This is a genomic window from Streptomyces sp. A0592 (assembly GCF_004795115.1).
Classification (GTDB): domain Bacteria; phylum Actinomycetota; class Actinomycetes; order Streptomycetales; family Streptomycetaceae; genus Streptomyces; species Streptomyces erythrochromogenes.
The window spans coordinates 100,442-122,903 of the sequence record NZ_SSBM01000003.1; the positions used below are offsets into that span (position 1 = coordinate 100,442).

The 22,462-nt window shown below is 67.2% G+C and carries 11 protein-coding genes; 6 read left to right on the top strand and 5 right to left on the bottom strand.

Annotation, left to right across the window (positions count from 1 at the left end):
• Positions 1-478: 478 nt before the first annotated feature.
• From E6U81_RS05895 to E6U81_RS05905, 3 genes are read left to right on the top strand one after another with little or no spacing between them, the layout of a single operon-like run.
• A complete protein-coding gene (locus E6U81_RS05895; RefSeq protein ID WP_168714569.1) occupies positions 479-949 on the top strand; it encodes a hypothetical protein in 471 nt (156 codons plus the stop codon).
• Positions 950-959: 10 nt separating this feature from the next.
• Positions 960-2,399, top strand: a complete 1,440-nt coding sequence (locus E6U81_RS05900) for a hypothetical protein (RefSeq protein ID WP_136229023.1) — start codon at positions 960-962, stop codon at positions 2,397-2,399.
• Positions 2,396-2,929, top strand: a complete 534-nt coding sequence (locus E6U81_RS05905) for a hypothetical protein (RefSeq protein ID WP_136229024.1) — start codon at positions 2,396-2,398, stop codon at positions 2,927-2,929. The genes E6U81_RS05900 and E6U81_RS05905 overlap by 4 nt, the downstream gene beginning before the upstream one ends.
• Positions 2,930-4,023: 1,094 nt before the next feature.
• On the opposite strand, the gene E6U81_RS05910 is transcribed toward E6U81_RS05905, so the two are convergent.
• Positions 4,024-10,278 (bottom strand): RHS repeat-associated core domain-containing protein, encoded by a 6,255-nt coding sequence (locus E6U81_RS05910; protein ID WP_136229025.1) that lies wholly within the window; start codon positions 10,276-10,278, stop codon positions 4,024-4,026.
• Positions 10,279-10,899: 621 nt separating this feature from the next.
• Between E6U81_RS05910 and E6U81_RS05915 the strand changes: the two genes are divergently transcribed.
• On the top strand, positions 10,900-14,880 hold the full coding sequence (locus tag E6U81_RS05915) for a LamG-like jellyroll fold domain-containing protein (RefSeq protein WP_168714570.1): 3,981 nt from the start codon (positions 10,900-10,902) through the stop codon (positions 14,878-14,880).
• A 75-nt stretch (positions 14,881-14,955) separates the two neighbouring features.
• Positions 14,956-15,201 carry a hypothetical protein gene (locus E6U81_RS05920; RefSeq protein WP_136229027.1) on the top strand — a complete coding sequence of 82 codons (246 nt, stop codon included), beginning with the start codon at positions 14,956-14,958 and terminating at the stop codon, positions 15,199-15,201.
• 576 nt (positions 15,202-15,777) lie between these two features.
• Here E6U81_RS05920 and haaN read toward each other — a convergent pair.
• The 4 genes from haaN to haaT all read right to left on the bottom strand — a co-directional run bounded on the left by haaN (position 15,778) and on the right by haaT (position 20,573).
• Entirely contained in the window at positions 15,778-16,251 is a 474-nt protein-coding gene (haaN, locus tag E6U81_RS05930; protein WP_136229029.1) for a cyclophane-containing RiPP N-acetyltransferase HaaN, read from the bottom strand.
• A gap of 78 nt (positions 16,252-16,329) precedes the next feature.
• Positions 16,330-17,484 (bottom strand): FxsB family cyclophane-forming radical SAM/SPASM peptide maturase, encoded by a 1,155-nt coding sequence (locus E6U81_RS05935; protein WP_136229030.1) that lies wholly within the window; start codon positions 17,482-17,484, stop codon positions 16,330-16,332.
• Between the two features lie 13 nt (positions 17,485-17,497).
• Entirely contained in the window at positions 17,498-17,689 is a 192-nt protein-coding gene (haaA, locus tag E6U81_RS05940; RefSeq protein ID WP_136229031.1) for a HaaA family cyclophane-containing RiPP peptide, read from the bottom strand.
• 106 nt (positions 17,690-17,795) lie between these two features.
• The gene (gene haaT / locus E6U81_RS05945; RefSeq protein WP_206309855.1) at positions 17,796-20,573 is read right to left on the bottom strand and encodes a cyclophane-containing RiPP biosynthesis TPR protein HaaT; all 2,778 of its coding nucleotides are present in this window, start codon (positions 20,571-20,573) and stop codon (positions 17,796-17,798) included.
• A gap of 388 nt (positions 20,574-20,961) precedes the next feature.
• Here haaT and E6U81_RS05950 point away from each other — a divergent pair, with 388 nt between their 5' ends.
• On the top strand, positions 20,962-22,386 hold the full coding sequence (locus E6U81_RS05950; protein ID WP_136229032.1) for a hypothetical protein: 1,425 nt from the start codon (positions 20,962-20,964) through the stop codon (positions 22,384-22,386).
• The last annotated feature ends 76 nt before the right edge of the window (positions 22,387-22,462 follow it).

The window sequence follows — 22,462 nt, forward strand, 5'->3', positions numbered from 1 at the left end:
ACCGCCCACGGGGCCGAGTGCAGGTCACAGGCCCCCGCCGCACCACAGGGGAATCGGGGCGACCTCGGCCAACCTGATCCGCTAGGCTGTCAGCGGTCACGAGGCGGTCTCCGCCGAGGCCCCGCCTTCGTGGGGCTTGACGGAAACCCCAAAGGCCCAGGTCAGAGGCTCACTGCGGAAGCTGCCGGAAACGCTCCGCTCCCCATCTCGAAACGCTCAGCACATCACTGCAGCTCAGAGGCCTATCGACGGCACCGTCGACACCCAACTCACCGGATGGCCGAGACGGCCCTGTCAGCCCGTCTCGGCCATCCGCCATTCAGGGCACCAGGGATAAGGCGCGTCGAGGCTCCGACGCGGGCCGCTGGCCGTCGCCGTCGCCCATCGTCATGGTCAGGCCGAAGAGCATCTTGTTCACGTGTGAAAGCTGGCTCGCTTAACTCCTACCTCCCCTGTCCAAACATGATCAAATAGCGCCATGGTGTGGGACGAATGGGAAAAGGCAAAGGTGGATGTGGCTGGCGAGCGCCAGGTGTCTATGCGCCTCAACCAGGTGACCAGCGGACCTGGTGGCGGTCAGGCCGACCTGGTCGTACACCAGAATGACCTGGGCGAAGTGGGTCATGAGGCTTTCCTGCTGCATGGCCAACTGCAGAAGCAGGCCGACATCGCCGGCGCCGGTGCCGACGGCTCAGGAAGCGGCTCCACGTTGCGGGCCGCAGCATCCTTGAAGACGGCCGGCTTCTCACTCGGCGGCGAGCTGGAGACCACGGTGTCCGTGTGGACCTCTCAGGTTAAGACGGTCCTGCAGGCATGCGCCCACATCTCGAACCACCTGGACTACTCCAAGAAGGCGCACGCCGCGGACGACGAGGCCATCGCGGCCTCGCTACGCAACCGCGACGGCTCGGCCGTGTCCGTCTCCCGTATCGACGAGTACCTCAAGTAGGGAGCACGGCATGGACTACTCGGACCTCATGGAACTGGACCTCACGAAGCTGGGATCCGCCGTTCAGGACTGGAAGCGGACGGCCGACGCTCTGCAGAGCCTGGGGGGACAGGCGCGCGACGGGGCAAAGGCCAAAGCCGAGAAGGCCCGCTGGGAAGGTGTGAACGCCGGTGTGACCCGCGCCTTCGTCGGCAAGACGGTCAAGGAGATAGAGGACCTCCACGCGGAGGCCAAGAGCATCTTCAGCGTCCTCCAGGACGCCCACTCCGAACTGGTGGCCATCCAGCAGCAGGCGAAGAACGTGACCGCCGACGCCAAGGAGGCAGGCTTCAACGTCCGTGTGGGGCACGGCGGAGCGGTGACGATCGAGGATGCCCTGGTCTGCGAGGTGGACGGTCCCGGCCAGCGCAAGCAGGACCTCATGCGCTGGTACGCCGACACCCTGAGCGGAGTGGTGAGCCATGCGGCCGAGGTCGATGCCGCTGCCGTACGCGCTTTGCGCGGCAGCCACGGCGCGGATCCGCACAACGCCGGCCAAGCAACGTACACCTCCCTCGACCAGGAGATGCTCCCCCGAGCACTGAAACTGGCCGGGCTCGGCGAAGAGGCCAACACCAAGCAGCGGAAGGAGCTGCAACGGCTCTGGCAGTCACTCGGGCCCGAGACCCGGGCCCAGTTGTGGACCCGGCACCGAGACGACCTCCTTGCCGCCGGCCTGCTCCGGCCTCAGGTCAAGCAGGTCTCCGCGGACGACGGCGCCGGACCGTACGACGTCGAATCCCCGGGGCTGTCGGACTACTGGAAAGAGATCCAGGCCAACGGCATCTCGAACTCGGGCGACGCCATGGGCAAGACCGACGCCGCCCGGCACATGGACCACTACCTCAACGGCAGCGGCAAGACGCTCGATCTGGACGTCGACCGCATGCTCGCCGACGACCCGTCGATCCGAGACGCGGTGGCGAAGATCCGGGCCGCAGAGCAGGACGAGTGGCGGCAACAGGCGCTGGAAGCCTTCGAGAAATCGGGCGGCAAGCCCGTCGCCATCCCCGTGGAATCCAGCAGTACGGGATACGAGCACGAAAAAGGGCCGGACGGCACGAACAACTGGTACCTGGCCGTAGGCAGCGGCATGACCAATACGACCGGGGTGGTCACCGCCGTCCCCGGCCCCGACGGGAAACCGCAGGTCAGCATCGACTATCAGGTCAATGTGTGGGACCGCTACAACTGGGACGAAACGAAGGCCACGCCGATCGGACCGACCACCGTCACCGACGCCGACATGGCCCGCATGCACACAACGGGACTGGCCAGGGAGTTCGACATGCGAGGAAGCAGCTCGGTACAACGGCACGACCTGTCGGCAGGAGGATCCTGGCCCGCACCCGAGGACACCGGGCGGAGCGGCACCCGCACGGACATCGGCCGCAATTCGGCCGCCCGATGATCCGCGCACGACGACCGGGGCGCACCCCGGCACTCGCCGTGGCAACGGTCCTGCTCGGCGCACTCGCCGCCGGATGCTCTGGAGCGTCCGGCGGTAACGGCAGGGAGACCGGCCGCTCCGCAGCCCCGGGGACGTCCGACTGGGTCGAGGGAGCCACCGCCGAGTCCGTCGCCCGGACCCTGCACGTGGAGGTCCCCGCGACAGCGACCCAGACCGCTGCGGCGCACCGCAGGGGGTTCCAGGACGACGGGTTGATCCTGTCCTTCGTCCTACCCGCAGAATCAGTCGACCCCTTCCTCACACAGCTGAAGCCGGAGCAGCCCCTCAGACTGCGCGAGCAGCCCTTCCCCGCGGAGGCAACACCGGCTACGCCCTTCGCACGCCTGGGGCTGCCGGAACCGGATTCCCTTCCCAAGGTCAGGGAAGGGCAGGTATGCGCTCCCTGCAAGGGCGACCTGAACTGGCTCAAGATCGCGGTGGCACAGATCGACGAACGGAGCAGCCGCGTCTACCTGAGAGCGGTCGACTGACGTCCGTAGGAATCCACGGTGCGGCAGACGCCCAGACGTCCGAGGAGACCGCGACGGCGTGCCTACCGGTCACGGCCGCCTTCGCGTCCCCGGGCACAGACAGGGCCAAAGCCACCCGGGGCGCGAAGCGGATGCCGCGGGACCTTGCTGAGTAAGCCTGCCGCGATCGCAGAGAAGATCGATGCAGTGAATCCTTCAACCAGCATCGGTGCCAGGTTGTGGCTCTGGGAGTGCTTTGCCGAGTCGCTCGCTGCCGCGTGTCGACCGACCGCGTCCGCCCCTCCGGAGATTGCAAACGCTGTTAACGGACGCGAGATCTCAGCAGAGGTGGCAACCGCGCAGGATGTCGTCTACGAGTGGATCCTCCGAAGCTAAGAAATCGATCTTGAGCACCTCTCTCTGCCTCTCCCCCGCTAGAAGTGCGGCCGGTCAAGGCTGCTATTGGTGGGCGAAGTCTGACAGCTCAGGCGCGAGGCCGGCCTAGGCCCCCGGAGACGCACTCCGGGGGCCTAGGTGTATCGGCCGGGCTTGGTTCCTGCTGCGTTACCGACGAGGCTCCATGAGCAATCGAGACTAGAGCAGACGAAGGCCCGGCGTACGGAGGAAGTGGGCCATTTCAGCCCACTCGAATAGACATGCAGCCAGAATGGCGGGTGCTGTGGGAGCGGAGAACTCCCAGCCACCGCCCCTTCTCACGCCCCGCACGACACCGTCTTCCGCCAAGCTCATGGCCAGGCCTGTCGTCGTAAACGCGAGCTCGCCGCGGTCCCCCCGGAGGCAGACCGAACGCTTCGACCAGAGGTAGGCAGACGAGACCGTGACTCGACAAGGCCGACCCTCCACACTACCGGCCACACCCATCCGAAGTCGCTTGCGGACCGGATATCCCGGCGCTGCCAGCCCGTGGACTTCCAGCCGCTGCCCAGCCCGGAGGGTTACGACCCAATCCTCCCACGCCTCTCCGGCCGATTCGGCGCGCCCGCGGTCCCCAGGCCCCCTGGTCAGGATTACAGAACCCAGAGGCGTATGACCGCTCGCATACACAGCCTCCTGGTGTGCAGGCGCCCGCCAGGTGGTCAGGGAGACGTCTCTCTTCAGTTCCACGTGCCATATCCTCGCGTCTGTGCTCGACCGGTTACTTCCAGGGCCCTGTACGCAGCGTGGCCTACCGCTTTCCCCCCTTGGACCAGCCCTCGGCCCACGACTGGTGCCATCTGTCGGACCCCCTGAACTCCAACCCCAAGCGGGCCTGCGCCCATGATCTGACGGAATCCTCCCTGGAAGCCGCCGCCTACGGCAGACCCAACGAGATACTTGGCCGCTTCACCACCGGACGTCTCATGCCCCATTGCCTTGTCGGCAATCAAGTGTGCAGGAGTCCCAACCAGCACCCCCACCGCCGCACCTGCGATGATGGCGCAGCCGATACCGGCCGTTCCGGCACAGATCGCAACTGCAGCGAGGCCTGCTCCGAAACCGACGCCGATACTGATGGCTCGATGGACAATTCGGCCCTTGTTCTTGTCCCACCAGCTCTGCTTCGGTGGAGCCTTCGCCGCCTTCTTAGCAGTGGGGGCGTTGTAGCCGTAGGACGACTTGCAGCTGGATTCGAAGCGGCACGCCCTCTGGTAGCTCTTCTTGCGGGCCACATACTTTGCATCGAGCGTGCCGCCAGCGATGGCGACTTCCTTCTCGTAATTGTGGCCGTAGTCGTATGCGTTGCTGCCGTTGGTGCATTTGTACATGCCGCTCTGGCACTCCGGGAGGGCCTCACCCGTCGGATCCCACTCGGTGAGCGGGCTGTTGTTGCCGTACTGGTAGCCGTTGTGCTGGCGCGGGTCGTCCGCCACCATCAGCGGGTCCACGGAGAGGAAGCGGCCCATCACCGGGTCGTATTCGCGGGACTTCAGGTGGATGAGTCCGGTGATCTTGTCCTGCGTGCCTCCGACGAAGCCCCGTTCTCCGGGCCACGAGGCCGGCCCCGAGCCGCGCTCCTCGCCGAAGGGCTTGGTCGCGCGGCGCTGGACCTGGAGGGTCGCGGCGTCGACGGCGGTGGTGCCGGTGTTGTGGTGGTCGGCGGCGACGTAGGAGATCTTGCCGTCGGATGTCCGGACGATGGTGGTGCCGCCGGGGGCGGCGTAGTAGCGCGTGCCGGACACCGCGTTCGTGCTGGTGTTGAGGATCAGTTCGTTCGAGCCGAGGTAGAGCGTGGTCTTTCCCGGATCCTTGCGCAGCAGCCGATTGCCATCGGCGTCGTAGAGGTACGTGGACGTGCCGTCAGCGGTTGTCGCCGAGGCGAGTTTGCCTTCAGGCGTCCAGGTCAGTGTCTGTGTGGTGTCCGCGGCACCAGGGCGGGTGAGTGTGTTGCCTGCCGCGTCGTAGGTGGTCGCCTTGCTGACGGAGGGACCTGCCCCTGTGTTCTTGGTGGTGGAGGTCGGGGCGTGGGGGCGCGAGGAGCCGGGCGCCGGGTAGGTGTGAGTGGTGGTGACGGTCTTGGCCGGGTCGCCGGCGGTGTCATGGTCGGTGGATGAGGTGCGGTTGCCGGTCACGTCGTAGGTGAAGGACTGGTGGTATGGCGCGATGCCGCCGATCTTGCCCGGCTGCGGAGCGGCGTTGGCACAGGCGCCGATGCCGGGGACGGACGGTCCGGGCTGGGTCGTGGTGGTTCCGGTGTCGGTCCAGGCCTGAGTCAGGCGGCGCAGGTAGTCGTGCGTGAAGCACTGGGTCTCGCGTGCGGCGCCCTGGGTGCTGGTGACCGAGGTGACATCGCCGACCGGGTTGTAGGTGTAGTCCGTGATGTCAACAGGTGACCCGGAGTCCTGTTTCTTGAGCTGAGTATTCAGGAGACGTCCGGTGGCCGGGTCGCGGGTCTGGGTAAAGCTGACCTGCCGCGGGTCGTCACCGAAGGTCGTGCGCTGCACCATGCCGAACTCGTCGTAGTCGGTGAAGTTGACGTAGGCGACGTTGTCCGATCCGTAGGAGACCGGCAGGCCGTTGACATTGCGTCCTGTGCTCAGGCGCTCCTCGGGGAGGCCGCCCATGGCGGGCAGCGTGGTGCGGCGCTCCAGCCCCGTGATGGGGTCGTAGGTGGTGGCGGAGGTGTAGGTGCCGGTGAGCGCACCTTCGCCTGCGGGCACCGTGAGTTTGGTGCCGGTGGACCGATACCCGGTGTCGTAACCAGTGGTTTCCTGCCGCCAGGGCTTGCCTTCCACCCAGCTGGTGGAGGCGGTGAGCTGGCCAGGGAGCAGGGTGTCGTACTCGTACGTGGCCAACTTCGTGCCGTCGAAGGTGTTCAGGTTGCGGGATGTGGGGCGGCCGAGAATGTCGTAGCTGGTGAAAACTTTAGTGCCGCGCGCATCCTCTGTGGATACGGGACGCCCGGCGTCGTCGTACGTGACGCTCGAGGCGCCCTTGTCGGGATCCAGCGAGCGGATCTGGCGGCCGCGGAGATCGTATTCGTAGGTCCAGACGTTCCCGGCCGGGTCTGTGATCCGGGTGAGCTTCCCGTCGAGGTTGTACGCGTACCGGGTGCTGTCGAAGTCCCCCTCGGGCTTGGCGGACTTGTACTTGCGCCGCTCGACCGTGTGCCCGAGGGTGTCGGTGATGACGCTGCCGGCCGTTTCTCCCTTCGGCGGTGTGGTGTCGGTGCGGTCGGCGCCGGGGTAGGCGGTGGTGGTGCGCCACTGCTCGATCGCCTTGGCCGAGAAGGTCTTGGCGACCGGACGGCCGATTCCGTCGTAGAAGGTGCCGTTCTGGGCCGGAACCATGTTCTCGTCGGCGATGAAGCGGGTCTTCACCGGGTCTGATGTGGTGTTGAAGTACTGCTCGTTGGTCTTGAAGGCACGGCCATGGCTGTCGTAGTACGTGTCAGTGATCAGACGGCTGGTTGCCGCTCCGTTCTGCGGGGTCGATTGGACCTGGACCTGCTGTCCGAACGCGTCGAGGATTGCGATGGAAGTCGCGTAGGACTGGTTCGAGCGGAGCGTCCGGGTGGTGACGGAACTCGCGGCCGTGTTGGTGAGGTCGTATTCGAAGACCTTGCTGGCGCCGGCGCTGCGTGCGCGGCCGGGGAGCCAGACGCCCGTGGTCCTGCCGAGCGGGTCGTAGGCCACCTCGGTGGTGCGGTTGTTCTGGTCGACGGTCTTGACCGGCACGGCACGCAGCGGGTGCAGGGTCGTCGTGGTCGTCCAGTCCTTGGCGTTGGTGACCTTGACCGTGGTGGCGGGAGCGGGCCCGGCCGGCTCGTAGACAGTGGTGGTCTTGGCGCCGACGGCATCGGTGGCACTGGTGACGCGACCGTAGGCGTCGTAGGTGGTGGCGCTTTTCACGCTGTACTTCGGCCGCCCGGACTCGAAGCGGTCCAGTTCCTCAGTACTGGTGACCTGGCCGGATCCGGTGAGAGTGCCGTGGGGCTGGCCGTCGTAATAGGTGCGGTTGCGACCGAGGGTGTTCGCCTCCGTCGCGTCCGCGGTGCAGTCGCTGCTGCGGGTCTCGACGGTTTCGGAGACGCGGTCGATCATCCAGGCGCCGGTGTTGCGGGCGTAGGACGTCACGGTGCATGTGTCCGGGAAACCATCGGCTCGGTCCAGGGTCCATTGCTCCGTGCCGTAGGCGTCGTCATACTTCACGGTCTCCGAGGTGGTCTGCCACGTCTTGTCGGCACGCAGCTTCTTCTCCTGGGAGGAGCCCTCTCGTTGCATCTGGGCCGTGAGAGCGGGAAGTTTCGTACCGCGGCTGTGTGTCGCGGTGGCGCCGGAGAGCCACGGCTCGTTCTGGGTCACGGTGACGAGTTCGCCGCCCTCGGAGGCGAAGGTCTGGGTTTCGCGAAGGGTGCCGGCAAGGGGGTTGCTGTCCTTGACCGTGTTACCTGTGAGGCCGGTGAATGTGGCGGTGCGCTTGCCGCCGTCGGCCTTGACGTCTCCGTCCATGCCGCGCAGGTAGAAAGCCGCAGTCTTGGAGACGGCGTCGGGGGCGGTGCCAGCGCGGGTGATGACCTGTTCGTATCCGCGGAACTGGTTCCAGGTCCGGCGCTTGTCCTCGGTCAGCTCCTCGTCGTCCCGGTGCCAGGCGGCGCCGCCGACGTACTCGTACCGCGTCTCTTGGGGGCGGGAACCGCCGAAGGGGTCGATCTCGGTGACGCGGGTGACGACGTACTTGTGGAACCAGTCCAGGGTCGGATCATTGGGACTCTTGTCGTCCGGGTTCCAGTAGACCGGGAAGCACCGCGTGGTGTTCGCGTCCTTCGAGGACGGCAGGCCGGCTCCCCGCGCGCAGTCCGGGTCCGCGTATCCGACGTCGATGACCTGGCCGGTTTCGGAGGTGATCCCGACGATGCGGCGCCGGTTCAGCGCGGGCCTGTTGTCGACACTGGAGTCGACGCGATTGTTCCTCAGCTTGCCCGTGAAAGTGACGGGCTTGGTCTCGAACTTGGTCTCGCCGTCGTAACCGGTGCGGGTCAGCGAGGAGAGCCACAGGGCGGGCGCCGTGTGGTCCTCGGGGTTGGGGAACTCGTGCTTGAGCTCGTAGAGGTCGACGTTGTCGTAGCCGCCAGCGGTGTTCAGGACCTGGGTAGTGATCTTGGTGAGGCGCTTGGTGGTCCAGAACGTGGCGGAGTAGTTCTCACAGGTGCCCGTGCCCGCGCACTTCTGGTCGAAGGGGACATCGGGCCACTTGGTTGCGTTTGCCTTGGTCAGCTTGGCCGAGGCGCAGTCGAAAACGTCCTTCTCGGGAAGGCAGCGCTCGGAGGTGCCGAAGAGCACCTGGGCGGTCGGCTTGACGGTGTCCGCGTCGGCGAGCTTCGAGCCATATGTGATCTTGGTCAGACTGCCGCCTCGGATGTACGGGGTGAGGTCGCCGTTGGGCGTCGCAGCCGATGCCCCGCGCTTGTAGTGATTGGTTTCCGTGTCGTACCAGTGGGTGATCAACCCGCCGCGCGGGTCGACCACGAAGTCCAGATTCCAGCGCCAGGCCTGCTGGCACCAGGACGCGGCAAAGGTGGACTGGTGGCACTCCTCGCCGGAGTTGTTGCCGTAGACCGGCGTGGTCCAGGCAGAGTTCGTCGCCGGAGCGGTCGTACTGCCCGGCTTTCGGCCCACGCCGAAGTAGTACTGGGTACCGTCTGCGGTGGTGACCTTCCAGTACTCACCGTTGTTGTCGCCATTGACCGCGCCGGTCAGCCGTTCGACCTTCGATGCGTCGTCGTCCTCGAGCCGCCAGGTGCCGGTCGCGTCATTCCGCACGAGGGTCGAGGACTTGCCGTTGAGGGAGAGGGTGGCGTTGTGGCCGGCCAAGCACTGCTCGCTCGATTCGGCCTGGCCGTCCTTGGCGCATGGCTTGAAGGCTCGTTCGACGAACCCGGGAGAGTAGTCCCATCCTTCGCCGATCCATGAGGCCTGGTTGTTCGTGGCAGCGGTGCGACCGTCAACTGACTGGGAGTTGTAGGCGAGGGAGACAGCAGGCTTGGCACCGCCCAGCCCGTCGGGAACGTTGATCGGGTACGACCAGGAGAAGCCGCCCGCGTTGCTGCCACTGGTCCACTTGCCGGAGGGGGCAAGGCTGGTGGCCGTGTAGGTACCAGCCGGGCCGCCCGGAGCCGCTGATGCGGCGATCACGGTTGCCCCGCCTGCGGCGTCCGAGGCGCTGCTGGCGCGTTCGCCGCCCGCTGGTGAGGCGCCCTTGAGAGTCACTTCCGTGCTGAGCAACCCGGCTCGGTTGCCGTCCTTCGCGGTCGGCAGGGGTGTCTGCGTACGGCACTCCGCCCGCTCGGGAGACGTCAGCGCGCACTCGGGCAGAGCAACCAGGCGAGCCCGGGACAGCCAGTCGCCGCCGAAGGCTCCCGCAACGTACGAGGCGTCCACCGAAACCCTGACAGGGCCGCCCTTCGACGCTTCCCCGACTGGTCGGACTGCGAGCAGCAGCCCTTGCACACCAGCCTTCTCCGCCCCCGACCTGTCCGTGACTTGCACGGCGGCCTTACCGGTGCGCAGCGCGTCCTTGTCCCGCGCCGAGCTCACCCAGACGGGAGCAGCACCCGCGCGGCTCGGGTCTGCGGCGGGAGGTGCCGCTACGCCAGAGGGCGCAGGCGCGGCGAGAAGATCGCTGCGCGGAGGAACGGACGCCACCGCCCCCAGGTCCACTTCCGCCCGTGAAGCGGGTGGCCAGTACACGTCCACCGGCCGCCATGCTCGCGCCCCGTCACCCTTCGGATTTTTAACTTCCGCTTTAGGGGCATTCTTCCCGGCGACCGATTCGGTCTTCTTCAGGCCGCCCGGTGACCAGCGACGCTGCTCTGTGGGCTGCCACTGCGCGGCCTCGGCCGTGCCTGTTCCGACAACTAACGAGAGCGCCACTAATACCGGAATCGCGACGCTCTGTTTAATCTTCGATTTTCTTCTAACTGGCTGAAATCCAGCCGCTGGCACCGACACGGCATTCCCCCCACGGTCGCCGAGTGGATCAATTGGCCTGGCAGCCTAGCGTGTTAGCAAATCGCAAAATCGAGAGCAATTCAGACAAGGGGTGCCCCACCGGCGTGCACATAGACGAAAGATGACCGAAAGTTGCCCGTCAGGCTGCAGGGTGTCTCGATCGCGTCAGTCAATTGATCCCGATTACGGAAATAAGAGCCAGGGAATCTGCGATTCCAGATTCGCACCCGCAGCGGCTGGGAGTAAAGGGCTGTTAGCGTTCACGCCCAGTTGACAGCCATCTATCAGACCGGGGAGTTTGCCGTGGGGGGCACACTGAGAGAGAGGCGACCAGCCAGTCGGCCGATCGCCGTTGCAGGGATGGTCTTGCTGGCCCTGACCATCACATCCGTGGGCGGAGCGCCCACCGTGTTAGCGGCATCCGGAGTGGGCACATCGGCAGCCCCCGCCGCCCAAACGCCACCAAAGCGGCCTAGTACCGAACGGGAGCGAGCAGAGGAGGCCGCCCTCGCGGAGGCCAAACGCACCGGAAAGCCCGTACCCGTGGCGGCAGCGACGACCGAGACCGACACCGTGGTGGCCAATCCGAACGGTTCCCTCGGCCTGACGCGCAGCGTCACACCCCTGCGCAGCAAGCGCGACGGCAAGTGGGTCGATCTCGACGCCACCCTCGTCAAGGCGACCGACGGCACGCTCCGTCCGAAGGCTTCAGTGGGCAGCCTGACCCTGTCGGGCGGAGGCACCACGCCGCTCGCCACGCTGGACCAGGACGGCAAGCAGTTGGTGCTGACGTGGCCTGAGCCGCTCCCCACCCCTGCGTTGGAGGGCGACAGCGCCCTCTACCGCGAAGTGGTGCCGGGCACCGATCTGAAGGTGACGGCCGACAAGGCCGGCGGAATCTCGCAGATTCTCGTGGTCAAGTCGGCGGAAGCCGCCAAGCATCCGAAGCTCGCCAAACTGACCACGGGACTCAAGGGCCAGGGCGTGACCGTTTCCTCCGATGGCCACGGCAACCTGAAGGCCTCCGACACCTCCGGCCGTACGGTCTTCCAAGCACCCACCCCGACGATGTGGGACTCCACTGCCCCGGTCCGGGCGCCGCTGACCAAGTCCTCCGGCTCCACCACATTCTCCGAGTCGGCCAAGAACACGGCGCCGACCGGTGCGGACGACGAGCCTGCAAAGTCCCTCTCCGGTACCGACGGCCCCGGGGACTTCGCAAAGGTGTCCCGACTCCGGACCGAGCTGGGCAAGGAGTCTCTCGTCCTGACCCCTGACCAGGCCTTCCTGACGGACCCCGCCACTGCGTACCCGGTCTACATCGACCCGGCCTGGCAGCCCACCAGCCGCGGCACGCAGCACTGGGCATGGGTACAGGAGGCGTACCCCACCACCGTCAGCTACGACGATTACGGCGACACCTACGACCCCGGCGTCGGCTACCAGCACTGGCGGACCAGGACCGGGCTGGAGCGCTACTACGTCCAGCTCGACACCAGCGACCTGGGCGACAAGAGCATCAAGAAGGCGTCCTTCTTCGCCACCCAGTCCTATGCGGCGGACGCGACGTGCAGCAGGACCTACAACGTGGACCTCCACTCCACCGAACCGCTGCTCTCCGACATCACCTGGAACACCCAGCCGCGCGACTGGGAGGTCCTGCGCACCACTGCCCTCAACAGCGCCGGCGGCCCCGGCTGTCCCGGCTCCACGACCCGCGGCGAGTGGGACGTGCGCGACCACATTGCCGCCAACCACTGGCGCGGCAGCGTCACCTACGGCCTCTTCGCCTCCAACGAGTCGAAGAGCAGTGGGAACAGTTCCTTCAAGCGGTTCACTCGCGACAAGAACAATCTGCCGTTCCTGTACGTCGAGTACAACCGGCGCCCGTACAACCCATGGGAGCTGGGTACGTACCAGACTCCGAAGAACCCGAACGGCAACGGCTGTGGCTGGGTCGGCGCCACCAACTACGCCGGCCTCGTCCTCGGCGCATGGATCGGCGACCCGGATGGGCAACCCAACGACGCGCGCTTCGTCGTCCGCGACACCGCGGACTCCAGCCTCGCCTTCGACAGCGGCTGGGTCGGAGCCGCAAGCGGAACGCACTGGGTGTCCGCCCACCCCACCAACCTCGCGGACGGCCACACCTACAAATGGGACGTCCAGAGCGGCGACGGCGACATGACCTCCAACTGGGTCACCGGGTGCACCTTCACCATGGACACCCAGCCACCGTCGGTTCCCGTGGTGACCTCAGCCGAATACCCGCCGTCCGGCACCCTGCCAGGCTCCACGCAGCGTATCGGCCAGCCGGGGACCTTCACGGTGAAGTCCACCGACTCCCTCAGCGGAGTCATCTCCTACGAGTGGGCTCTCAACGGAACCATCCCGGTGGGCGGCGCGAATTCGGTCGACGTCAGCGCTGATGAAAGCGCCACCATCAGACTCACCCCCACGACCTGGGGCACCAACATCCTTCGCGTCCAGTCAGTGGATCGCGCTGGCAACCGCTCGCAGCAGCACACGTACGCCTTCTACGTACCCGACAACCCGAACGCCAAGACGACCCTCGGCGACATCACCGGCGACGAACGGGTCGACTTCATCGCCCCCACCGACAACGGCGATCTCGTCGTCTACCCGACCGCCGTCGACCCGGCCGCCGGCGGCGTCATCGCCTCCAACGCGGCCAACAGCCCTGGGGGCAAGGGCTGGGGCAAGGGCACGCTGACCACCCACCGCGGCGGCAACGGCATCCGCATCGACGACCTGTGGGCCTACCGCGACGGACAGCTCACGCTCTACCGCAACTCTCTCACCCAGGGCGGGCTCGCAGCCAATGGCGGCCTCTACTACCACGCTGCCAAAGCCATGCCCGTCCAGCGGCCCTACACAGAGGACTGCACCGTCGCCGCGACAGGCCGGCCGTGCGGAAGCGAGTACGCCGAGAACTGGACCCGGGTAAACCAGATCCTCGCCGTCGGGGACGCGCTGCCGGAAGCAGGTGTCGCACCTCGTAATGACCTGCTCACGGTGGAGAACGACGGTACGAGTAGCTCGCTGGTGTTGTTCCAGGGCGCCGGTGCAACGGGCGAACTGCGCGATCCGGTGGTACTCGTGCTCAGCCCCTCCGGTTGGGACAACCTCACCCTGCTGGCCCCTGGCGACGCTACCGGCGACGGGCTTCCCGACCTCTGGGCCCGCAACAACATCACCGGCGACGTCTACCAGTACGCGAACGTCGCCGGAAACCCTGCAGCCCTCGGCGACCACACCAGGCGCACCAAGATCGGCTCTGGCCTCAAGGCGGCCGACCATCCCGTCGTCGGCTCGTCGGGCGACACCAGTGCTGATGGCATTCCCGACCTCTGGGCCCTGGACAGCCTCCACCGGCTGCGGACCTGGGACGGAGCCGCGACCTCCGGAAAGGTCACCGGACTCGGGACCGGCCGCACCATGGGCGACGCCCGTATCTCCAGCTCTCACTGGAGGCTGAACGAAGGCACCGGAAGTGCGGCCGCCGACTTGCGCGGCAGGAACCACGCCACGCTCAGCACCACTGGCGCCACCTGGGCCGACGACACCGTGGCGGGCGCGGCTACCAAGGTCGTCGCCCTCGATGGCACAGGGTCCGGAACCGTCACCACTGCCACCTCCGGTCTCGACACTTCCCGCAGCTTCACCGTCTCCGCCTGGGTCAAGTCCAAGGAGAAGTCTGTCGTCCTCAGCCAGGACGGGCAGCGCTCCAGCGGCTTCGCGATCTGGCACGACCAGGACGGCACGTGGCAGTTCGGACTGTCGAAGAAGGACGACGACAACTGGGACTACGACCGGACCCATGTCGTCAACGACGCCGCCAAGGTCCGAGTCAACGAGTGGACCCAGCTCACCGCCACCTACGACGACCGGACGGGACTGATCGCCCTCTACGTCAACGGCACCCTCGTCGGCACGGGCCACCACGCCAAGGGCAATGCCTGGAACGCCACCGGCTCTCTGGTCCTGGGCCGCTTCAAGAATGCCGGCCAGCCCTCGTCCTTCTTCCAGGGGCGCATCAGCAACGTGACGATCTTCAACCACTCCAGCGTCCCCTCGGCCACCGGCACCACCCTCGTCTCCGCGGTCAGCGCCACCAAATGCGTGGACGACAACCACGGAAGCACTGCTGAGGGCAACCGCATCCAGATCTGGGACTGCAACGCCGACCCGGGCGCCCCCCAGCTCTTCGATATCCGTGAGAACGGCGAGATGCGCGTGGTCGGCAAGTGCGTGACCGCCGCAGGCGGTGGCATCGCGAACGGAACCCCCGCCCAGCTCTCGGCCTGCGACGGAACCGGGGGCCAGCAATGGCTCCCCACCGCCACGAGCGGCTTCTACAACCCGCAGTCCGGCCGCTGCCTCGACCTTCCGAACGCACGGATCGACAACGGCAACCAGCTCGTGTTGTTCGACTGCAACAGCTCCAACGCACAACGCTGGCATGCCTTCGGTCTGGCCTCTCCTCTGGGAGCTGCCGGCTGACCCCTGACGGATGCCTTGGGCCCGCTGTCTCCGGTTTCACCTGGGGCAGCGGGCCGCTTCCTGCCTGCGGAAGCCGTGGACTCCTCCCTCACCCAGCTGAATCCGGAGCAGCCCCTCAGACTGCGCGAGCAGCCCTTCGTCGCGGAGGCAACACCGGCCACGCCGTTCGCACGCCTGGGGCTGCCGGAACCGGATTCACTTCCCAAGGTTCGGGAGGGGCAGGTGTGCGCTCCATGCACGGGCGACCTGAACTGGCTCAAGGTCGCGGTGGCACAGATCGACGAACGGAGCAGCCGTGTCTACCTGAGAGGGGTCGACTGACGCCCGCAAGAGCCGCGGTGCGGTCTGACGCCCAGCCGTCCGCGGAGACAGCGGTGTTGCAAGCACACGTCAACCCGGTCGCGCCCCGGCAGGGGGGAGGCCGGTCCAGTCGGCCTTCGTCACCAGGACGCCGGCCCATCAGAACCCCCCAGGCCTCGCGCCTGCGGCAATCCATGCGACCACTCCCAGCACAATCCAAGACGGCTCACATCACGCAAGCGATGTCTGGCACTCCTCGCACCGCCTGATCGCCTGCCGTGTGATGTTTCCCTCGGTCGCGGTCGCCGGATAGCTACTGCTCAACCGGTGCCACAGCCCGGGCGGAGGTGTGGGGATCCATCCCCAGCGTGGGGCGGTCACCAGTTCCTCGGTCAGATGGGTGCAGGCCCCGGGAATGTGCGCGTACTGCGTCGGTGAGATCAGAATCGTGTCCGCAGGGAAACGTCGCCACTCCTGCCGGGGCGAGGTGATTGGGCGGGCTTTTGGCGTGGATCCGTCGGGCGGGCACGCACAGCCCAGCCCGATGATGACGTCGCAGTGCTCGCAACGCCATTCCTTCACGGCCCCGCCCCACTCTCACGTCGTACCGGTGTCCACACGGTAGACGATCTTCCCGTCGAACTCCGCGAACCCCAACGACTTGTAGAAGGCGCGCGCGTCGGGGTTGTTGCGGTCCGTCATCCACTCGACCCGGCTGCATCCGGGACGTGCTGAGGCCAGGGCGCGGAGCTCGTCCATGAGGCGGGCGCCGACGCCCTGGCGGCGAAGGGTGCCGCGGACATAGAGCTCTTTCAGAAACAGGGAGTGGGATGAGCCGGCTGCTGGCCAGAGGAACGAGTAGGCGGCCAGCCCGACGAGATCACCAGCCTCGTCCTCGACCAAGAGAGCGGACGCCAATGGCGGGGAGCCGAAGAGCGCCTCCTCCACCTGGGAGCGGCGCTCCTCGAGCGGCTGGATCTCGGTCGATCCGTAGAACCGTTCGATCTCCTCGATCAGATCGGCCACTGCCACGGTGTCGCGCCCTTCGGCGGGGCGGATCGTCACGGTCATCGAGATCTCCTGTCGCTCTTTCATCGCTTCACTCGTTCGTTTCAATACGTGATCCTGGCGTGGCGGCACGGCTCGTGGCTACAGGGGCGTCAGTGCCTGAGGAGCCCAGCCGTGCTGGCGCAGGGAGTCCTGAACATGCCGGATGAGGTACTCCAGATCCGCGCAGTAGACCGAGGGGTTTCGGTAGCCGCGGTCAGTGCTGAAGCGGTGCGGTAGATAGCCCCCACCGCACACCTCCACCAGAGGACAGCTCTGGCACTGATCGGCGAGCGCGGCCTTCCCGTTCTGCCGGTGCAGGAGCTTCGGATGGTGAAGGACCTCATTGAAGGACTGGCTGAAGACGTCGCGTCCCAGCCAGGAGGCGCCTTCCTCGACGGACCGCAAGGTGTCCACGCCCTCGATCGTGCCGTCCGACTCGATCACGATGCTCGTCGGCGGGGCGAGGCCGAGGGACTCCACCGAGCTGTGCACCCCGGAGCTCAGCGCCACGATGTCCTCCAGCATCCGCACGCTGTGCTGCTGCTCCGGCCGGGCGAGCCAGGCGTCGTAGACGCGGCTCATCCACAACCCGTACTCGGGCACACTCGGGTCGTCGCGACGCGGCGGCTCGTCGTGCGTCCCGTGCGGCAGGCCGAAGTCGATCACAGGCGGCTCGAACGACGCCAGGTAGTCGTGGACCTCGACCGGGTCGTTGGCCAGGTCGACGACCGCGAGCAGCCCTGCGAACAGGTGCGGCCGGGACCGCAGAAGTTCGATGCCTCGTACGGCCGAGGCGGCGCTCGATCGCGAGGCGTGTGTCAGCCGGTGCCGGTCATTCGCGGTCGGCGGTCCGTCGAGGCTGACGCCCACGACGACCTCGTACCGCTCGAAGAGGTCCAGCCACGGCTCCGTGAGGAGCGTCCCGTTGGTCTGAAGCTCGAAACGGACCGCCACACCGGCCGGAACACCCTCCCGTACGGCGCCGAGCAGGTCTGCCATGTGCCGGGGGCCGGCGAGCAACGGCTCACCGCCGTGCAGTACGACGTGCACGCTCCCCAGGCCGTGCACCGCTGCGTGCTCACCGATTCGCAGCCCAGCCGCCCGGGCCACGTCCGCACTCATCCGAGCAGGCAGGTGCCGCCACGCCTGGTCAGCGGAGTTGAAGACGTAGCAGTAGTCGCAGTCGATGTTGCAGCGATTGGCAACCTTGAGGATGAAAGACCGAAAGGGGGCAACGTCCGCGCGCGGTGTCATCGAGCGGAACGGCTCAAAGAGGCCAGGTCCAGATCAGCGAAGCGTGGTGACCACCCTCGCCGGCGGGGTTCGATGCCGTCTGCTCGGCCGCCAGCCGCCGCCGTACGCGGACGGCGACACGATCCAGGACGACCGAACCGTTGATGGACTCCGCGACGACAGGCGCCGGAGCATGTGGTGCGGGAACGGGCGTACGTGACGGCATTCGACGCTCCTCGGGGCAGTGCAACGGCGATTGAGGCGGCAGACCAGCCCGCAAGGTAGCAGCGCCGCTACCCTCGGCGACATATCGAATCCGGCCACGTGCCCGGCTACTCGGACCGCGGCGCAAGTAGCCGCTCGACGGCATCTGCCGCCCCGCCCACACCCAACCGTCGGTACACATCGCGCGCTTCACGCAGCGCCCCTTCGCCCCGCGCCCGTTCGCCGGCCGTCCAGTCGCAACGGCCGATCCCCTCCAAAGCCCGTGCCTCTTCAAGCGGGCAGCGGATGTCGCGGGCCAGCCCCAGCGCCTGCTCGAAGAGTCCGCGGGCGGCAGCCCAGTCACCGGAGGAGTGCAGCAGCGTACCCCAGTGGTTCAGGACCTCCGCCTCACCGCACCGGTCGCCGAGCTCTCGGAGGATGTCCAGACTCCGCCGAAACAACTCGACGGCACCGTCCCGCTCGCCGGCGACCCCGCGCGCCGCACCCAGCTCGCCCAGAGCGGCGGCTTCGCCACCACGGCTGCCGAGATCGCGGTACGAGCCCAGGGCGTCGTCCAACAGCAGGATCGCCTCCGTGACGTTCCCGTCCATGCGGTCCAGTACCCCGAGGTGGCGAACGCTGTTCGTGCGGCCGAACCGTTCGCCGAGCTCGGTGAAGTACTCCAGTGCCTGGGTGTGAGCCTCCCGCGCTCCGGTGGGATCGCCGGTCAGGCGCCGTACGACTCCGAGCTCGTTGAGGGCATACGCCTGGTGGACCCGGTCGTCGAGTTCCTGGTAGATGTCGAATGCCTCACGGTGGCGCTGCCCAGCCAGCTGATACTCGCCCAGGAGACAGTGCACGATGCCAAGGTCCCGCAGTGAGTTGGCCTCCCCGTACCGGTCGCCCAGCTCCCGGTAGATCGCCAGCGCTTCGGTCTGTGCCGCCACCGCTGTGTCGAAGCGGCTGGTCTGGCGGCGCACCATGCCGAGGTCCGCGAGCGCGTTCGCCTGGCCGAGACGGTCGCCGACTTCCCGATAGAGCGCGAGGGCCTCGGTCTGCGCCTGGGCAGAGGCGTCGTTGTCCGCGGTCATGTACCAGACGATGCCCACCTGGTTCAGAGCGTCAGCCTTGCCTCGCTTCTCGCCGACCGCCTCGTACTCCGTCACCGCTTCGTTCAGCGCCTCGATGGCCTCGGGGTAGGCCGCCATGAAGCGCCGTACGACTCCGAGCTCGGCCAGCGCGTTGGCCAGCGCCCGCCGGTCGCCGGTGTGCCGGGCGGCCTCGGCGGCGGTCCGGTGGAGGCCAACGGCTTGGTCCCAGGGCCCGGCCTGCCGCAGGAAGGGCGCCATCGCCGCAGCCATGTGGATCACCAACTCGTGCAGCGCGAGGTCGTTCGCCCTTCGGATGCAGGCCAGGACGTTGGCCCGCTCGTCCTCCAGCCAGCCGAGAGCCGCCGTACGTGAATCGATGGGAGGGGTCTCGACCTGGGCGGCGCCATCCGGAGAATTCGGAGTGGAGGCGCCGTTGCGGGCAATGTGTCTGTTCGCGACAGCGAGGACGGCCAGGTAGTAGGAGCACACGCGCTGAACGGCATGAACAGGGGTCATGCTGCCTCCCTCGTCGGCGAGACCGCGGGCATAGTCGCGTAGGAGGTCGTGAAGCCGGAACCGGCTCCCCGGGTGTTCCTCGATCAGATGAGCGTCGTAGAGCGTGTCGAGTGCCTCGCGTGCCGCCGCCACCGAGACCGAGCCGAGCGCGGCCCCGGAGAAGGCATCGAGCTCGGTTCCAGGGTAGAGGCCGAGACACCGGAAGAAGTGCTGCCGCTCAGGTGTGAGGTCCTGGTAGGACAGACTGAACGTCGCGGCGACCGCGCGCTCCCCAGCTCGGAGCTCTCCCAGCCGGTCCCCGGCGGTGACCAGACGCGCACGGAGATCCTCGGCGCTCCACGACGGGCGATGGCGCAGCCGCGCGGCGAGCAACGACACCCCCAGTGGCAGGTACCCGCACAGCTCCACCAACTGCTCGAGGACGGACCGATCGAGCGACTCCGCCGATCGCCCGCTGAGGCGTATGAACAGGTCGACCGCATGCTCCGCCGGCAACGCCTCCACTGGCAGGACCACCTCCTCGTACGCAGCCAACCGCTTCCGGCTCGTCACCAGCACGAGACAGTCGCTCCCGCCGGGGAGCAGGGGCTCCAGCTGGCGATAGCTGGACGCGTTGTCGAGGATGAGCAGTGCCTTCTTGTTCGCGAGCTGGCTCCGCCACATGGCCGCCCTCGCCTCGGTGACCGCACCCAGGTCGTCGCCGACAGGGATCCGCTGCGTCGGCACTCCGGTCGCCGCCAGCAACGATGCGAGCGCTTCCGTGGCCTGGACGGGAGGCCTTCCTGTCGTGTGCCCGTTGAGATTCACGAAGAGCTGGCCGTCCGGGAACCGCTCCGACAGCACATGTCCTGCGTGTACGGCGAACGTCGTCTTCCCGACTCCTGGCATTCCGTCGATCACATGCACAGGCAGCGCCTCGCCGCTTTCCTGCGAGTTCCGTACGGACCGCACCAGCGCCTCGAGCTCGGCAGTCCGGTCGGTGAACGCGGTGGTGTCGCGCGGCAGGGACCGCAGCACGAGGGCAGCACCCGGAGGCACCGTCCCTTCCTCTGGCTGGGGCGTCGGCTCAGCGCGGCGTTCCGACGCCCCCGACTCCGACAGTGCGGCAAGCAGCACCGCCAGCCCGACCATGGCCCCGCCGAGCAAAGCGAACGAGAACCAGCCATGCCGCTGCAACCACCCCAGCCAACCGGGCCACTCCGACTCGGACACCGCGTTGGTGACGAGCCCCACGAGCATGGTCGTAACGGCTCCGCCGGCGGCCACGACGGCGACGGAAATTCCCCGCCGGAGCCTCATACGTGGGTCGTCTTGACGAAGCAGGGATTGGCCCGTTCGGGCTGGCCGCCTGTGGCGCGGCACAGCTTTCCAGCTGTAGCTCTGGTCACGAACGCAACCCCCGAATCCGACGCCCTATCGCGCACAAGCGGACCAGCTCTCACGGCCCCTGGTCAAGGTCAGCTCCCCGCCACACAGCGGCTCGTATCAGCCAACCTGTGCGTGGCTTCTATGCCGGGCGCACCGACGCCCCTTTCACCGAGCCGGCCAGATGACCAGGTGAACGTGCTGCTGATCGCCAGCGGAGAGTGATCCTCGGCAATGGGTGTGTAGTCAGCCCTGGTAGCGTCGCCGAACGCATGATCACGGGCGCCCCTGAGGGGCCATGGGGGCGAAGAGGGAGAGCGACATGCGTGTGGCCAGGTCGGTAGGCGGGGTCGTATTGGCGGCAGTCCTGGTGGCGGGCTGTAGCGGCGGCAGCGGTGACAGCCGAGCCCAAGACAAGAACGGGATCCCTCAGCCGGGCCATAAGGCGAAGCCGCTTGCGGAGCTGAAGGTGCCGTCGGCCTACGACCCGGCCAAGGGCTGGGATGCAACCCTGAACTGGGTTCCAGGCGTGGTGCGGACGATTCCCGTGACTGCCGCACCGCGCTCGGGTGTGATTGCCATGATGCACGCCGCCTCCAACGGGTACACCGTCGAGGCGCGTGCCGCCGATACCGGTGAGGTCCGCTGGATCTCCGGGCCCTGGAACCCTCCCACGCCGATCAAGGGTGCGGAGGGCGACGCGGAATCCGGTCAGGCGGGGGAGATCCCGGACGTGATGGCGGTCGAGCAGGACGGGCACGAGTACGTGCTCGCCTACGCGCACGGAATGCGGGGCAAGGACTCTCTCCACGAGGGGGCTGAGGTGGTGCGGCTCGCCGTGTATGCCGCCGATGCCTCGGGCGCCTCGGTCAAGCCGCTACGGGAGATCGACGTCCCCGTTTCGGCTGACCCCGGTGAAGTACGTGTGGGATTGACGGGTGGGCGGATCCTCGTCGCCTGGGGCGACTATGACGCCTTTCCCGGTTCGGCTGCAGCGGTGGACGTGGCGACCGGAAAGGTCGACGCGTACGAGAAGCCGAACGGCATGCTTTCTCAGTGCGCGACGACGGTGGCTTGCGCCAGCAGCCGCGTGATGGCGGCCACGGCAGACGGCCCGCTGGTAGGCATGGGTACCGGAGGCTTCGGCATTCCGGGCCGCTGGTTCAGTGACGCCGTACGCCCGAGTGGCATCGAAGCGAAGACGGGCATTGTCGGCTCGTGGAATGGCGATGTGTACGGCGTCGCCGGTGGCCACATCCTCGCAGGCTGGTCGACAGGCGGCACGTTCGGCGCTCCGAACGCCCCGCTGTGGTCGGTGCACGATGTGCGAACGGGCCAGCTCCAGGCCAGCATGACCTGTGCGCACCAAGTCCCGGGCTCCAATAAGGCTCGCGACTACCCCGTGATTACTTCGCCGGACCGCCGCTATCTGGCAGCTGGGCCTGTTGTCTTCGATCTGAAGCTCGGCAAGGGCATCTGTCTGGAAGGTGACGGGGACCGCAAGACGATCGCGCTCGCCTCGATCCGCGACGACGGCACGGCCTACGGGGCGGTCCAGGACAAGTCGGCGGCCGATGGCGCGGAAGCGGTCGTCGCGGAGCTGAACCTGACCACCAGCACGGGTGACCCGAAGGTTCTCGGGGTAGGTGTGGATGTTCCGTACCTCACCAGCGTGAACGGGTCAGGCCTGTTCCTTGACCGCGATGACGACATGAGTGTGCGGGTATCGCTGCGGCGTGAACGCTGATCTCACTCCTCGGCTGAGGCAAATGGCTGGCAGGGGCAGGCGCGGCGCTTCGGTCGGCGAACGCTGCGGTGTCACC

What these genes read in the sequence shown, in the direction of transcription:
- haaT (WP_206309855.1), bottom strand. Translation starts at nt 20,573, where the DNA reads ATGAGGCTCCGGCGGGGAATTTCCGTCGCCGTCGTGGCCGCCGGCGGA.
- haaA (WP_136229031.1), bottom strand. Translation starts at nt 17,689, where the DNA reads ATGCCGTCACGTACGCCCGTTCCCGCACCACATGCTCCGGCGCCTGTC.
- E6U81_RS05950 (WP_136229032.1), top strand. Translation starts at nt 20,962, where the DNA reads ATGCGTGTGGCCAGGTCGGTAGGCGGGGTCGTATTGGCGGCAGTCCTG.
- E6U81_RS05895 (WP_168714569.1), top strand. Translation starts at nt 479, where the DNA reads ATGGTGTGGGACGAATGGGAAAAGGCAAAGGTGGATGTGGCTGGCGAG.
- E6U81_RS05935 (WP_136229030.1), bottom strand. Translation starts at nt 17,484, where the DNA reads ATGACACCGCGCGCGGACGTTGCCCCCTTTCGGTCTTTCATCCTCAAG.
- haaN (WP_136229029.1), bottom strand. Translation starts at nt 16,251, where the DNA reads ATGACCGTGACGATCCGCCCCGCCGAAGGGCGCGACACCGTGGCAGTG.
- E6U81_RS05900 (WP_136229023.1), top strand. Translation starts at nt 960, where the DNA reads ATGGACTACTCGGACCTCATGGAACTGGACCTCACGAAGCTGGGATCC.
- E6U81_RS05905 (WP_136229024.1), top strand. Translation starts at nt 2,396, where the DNA reads ATGATCCGCGCACGACGACCGGGGCGCACCCCGGCACTCGCCGTGGCA.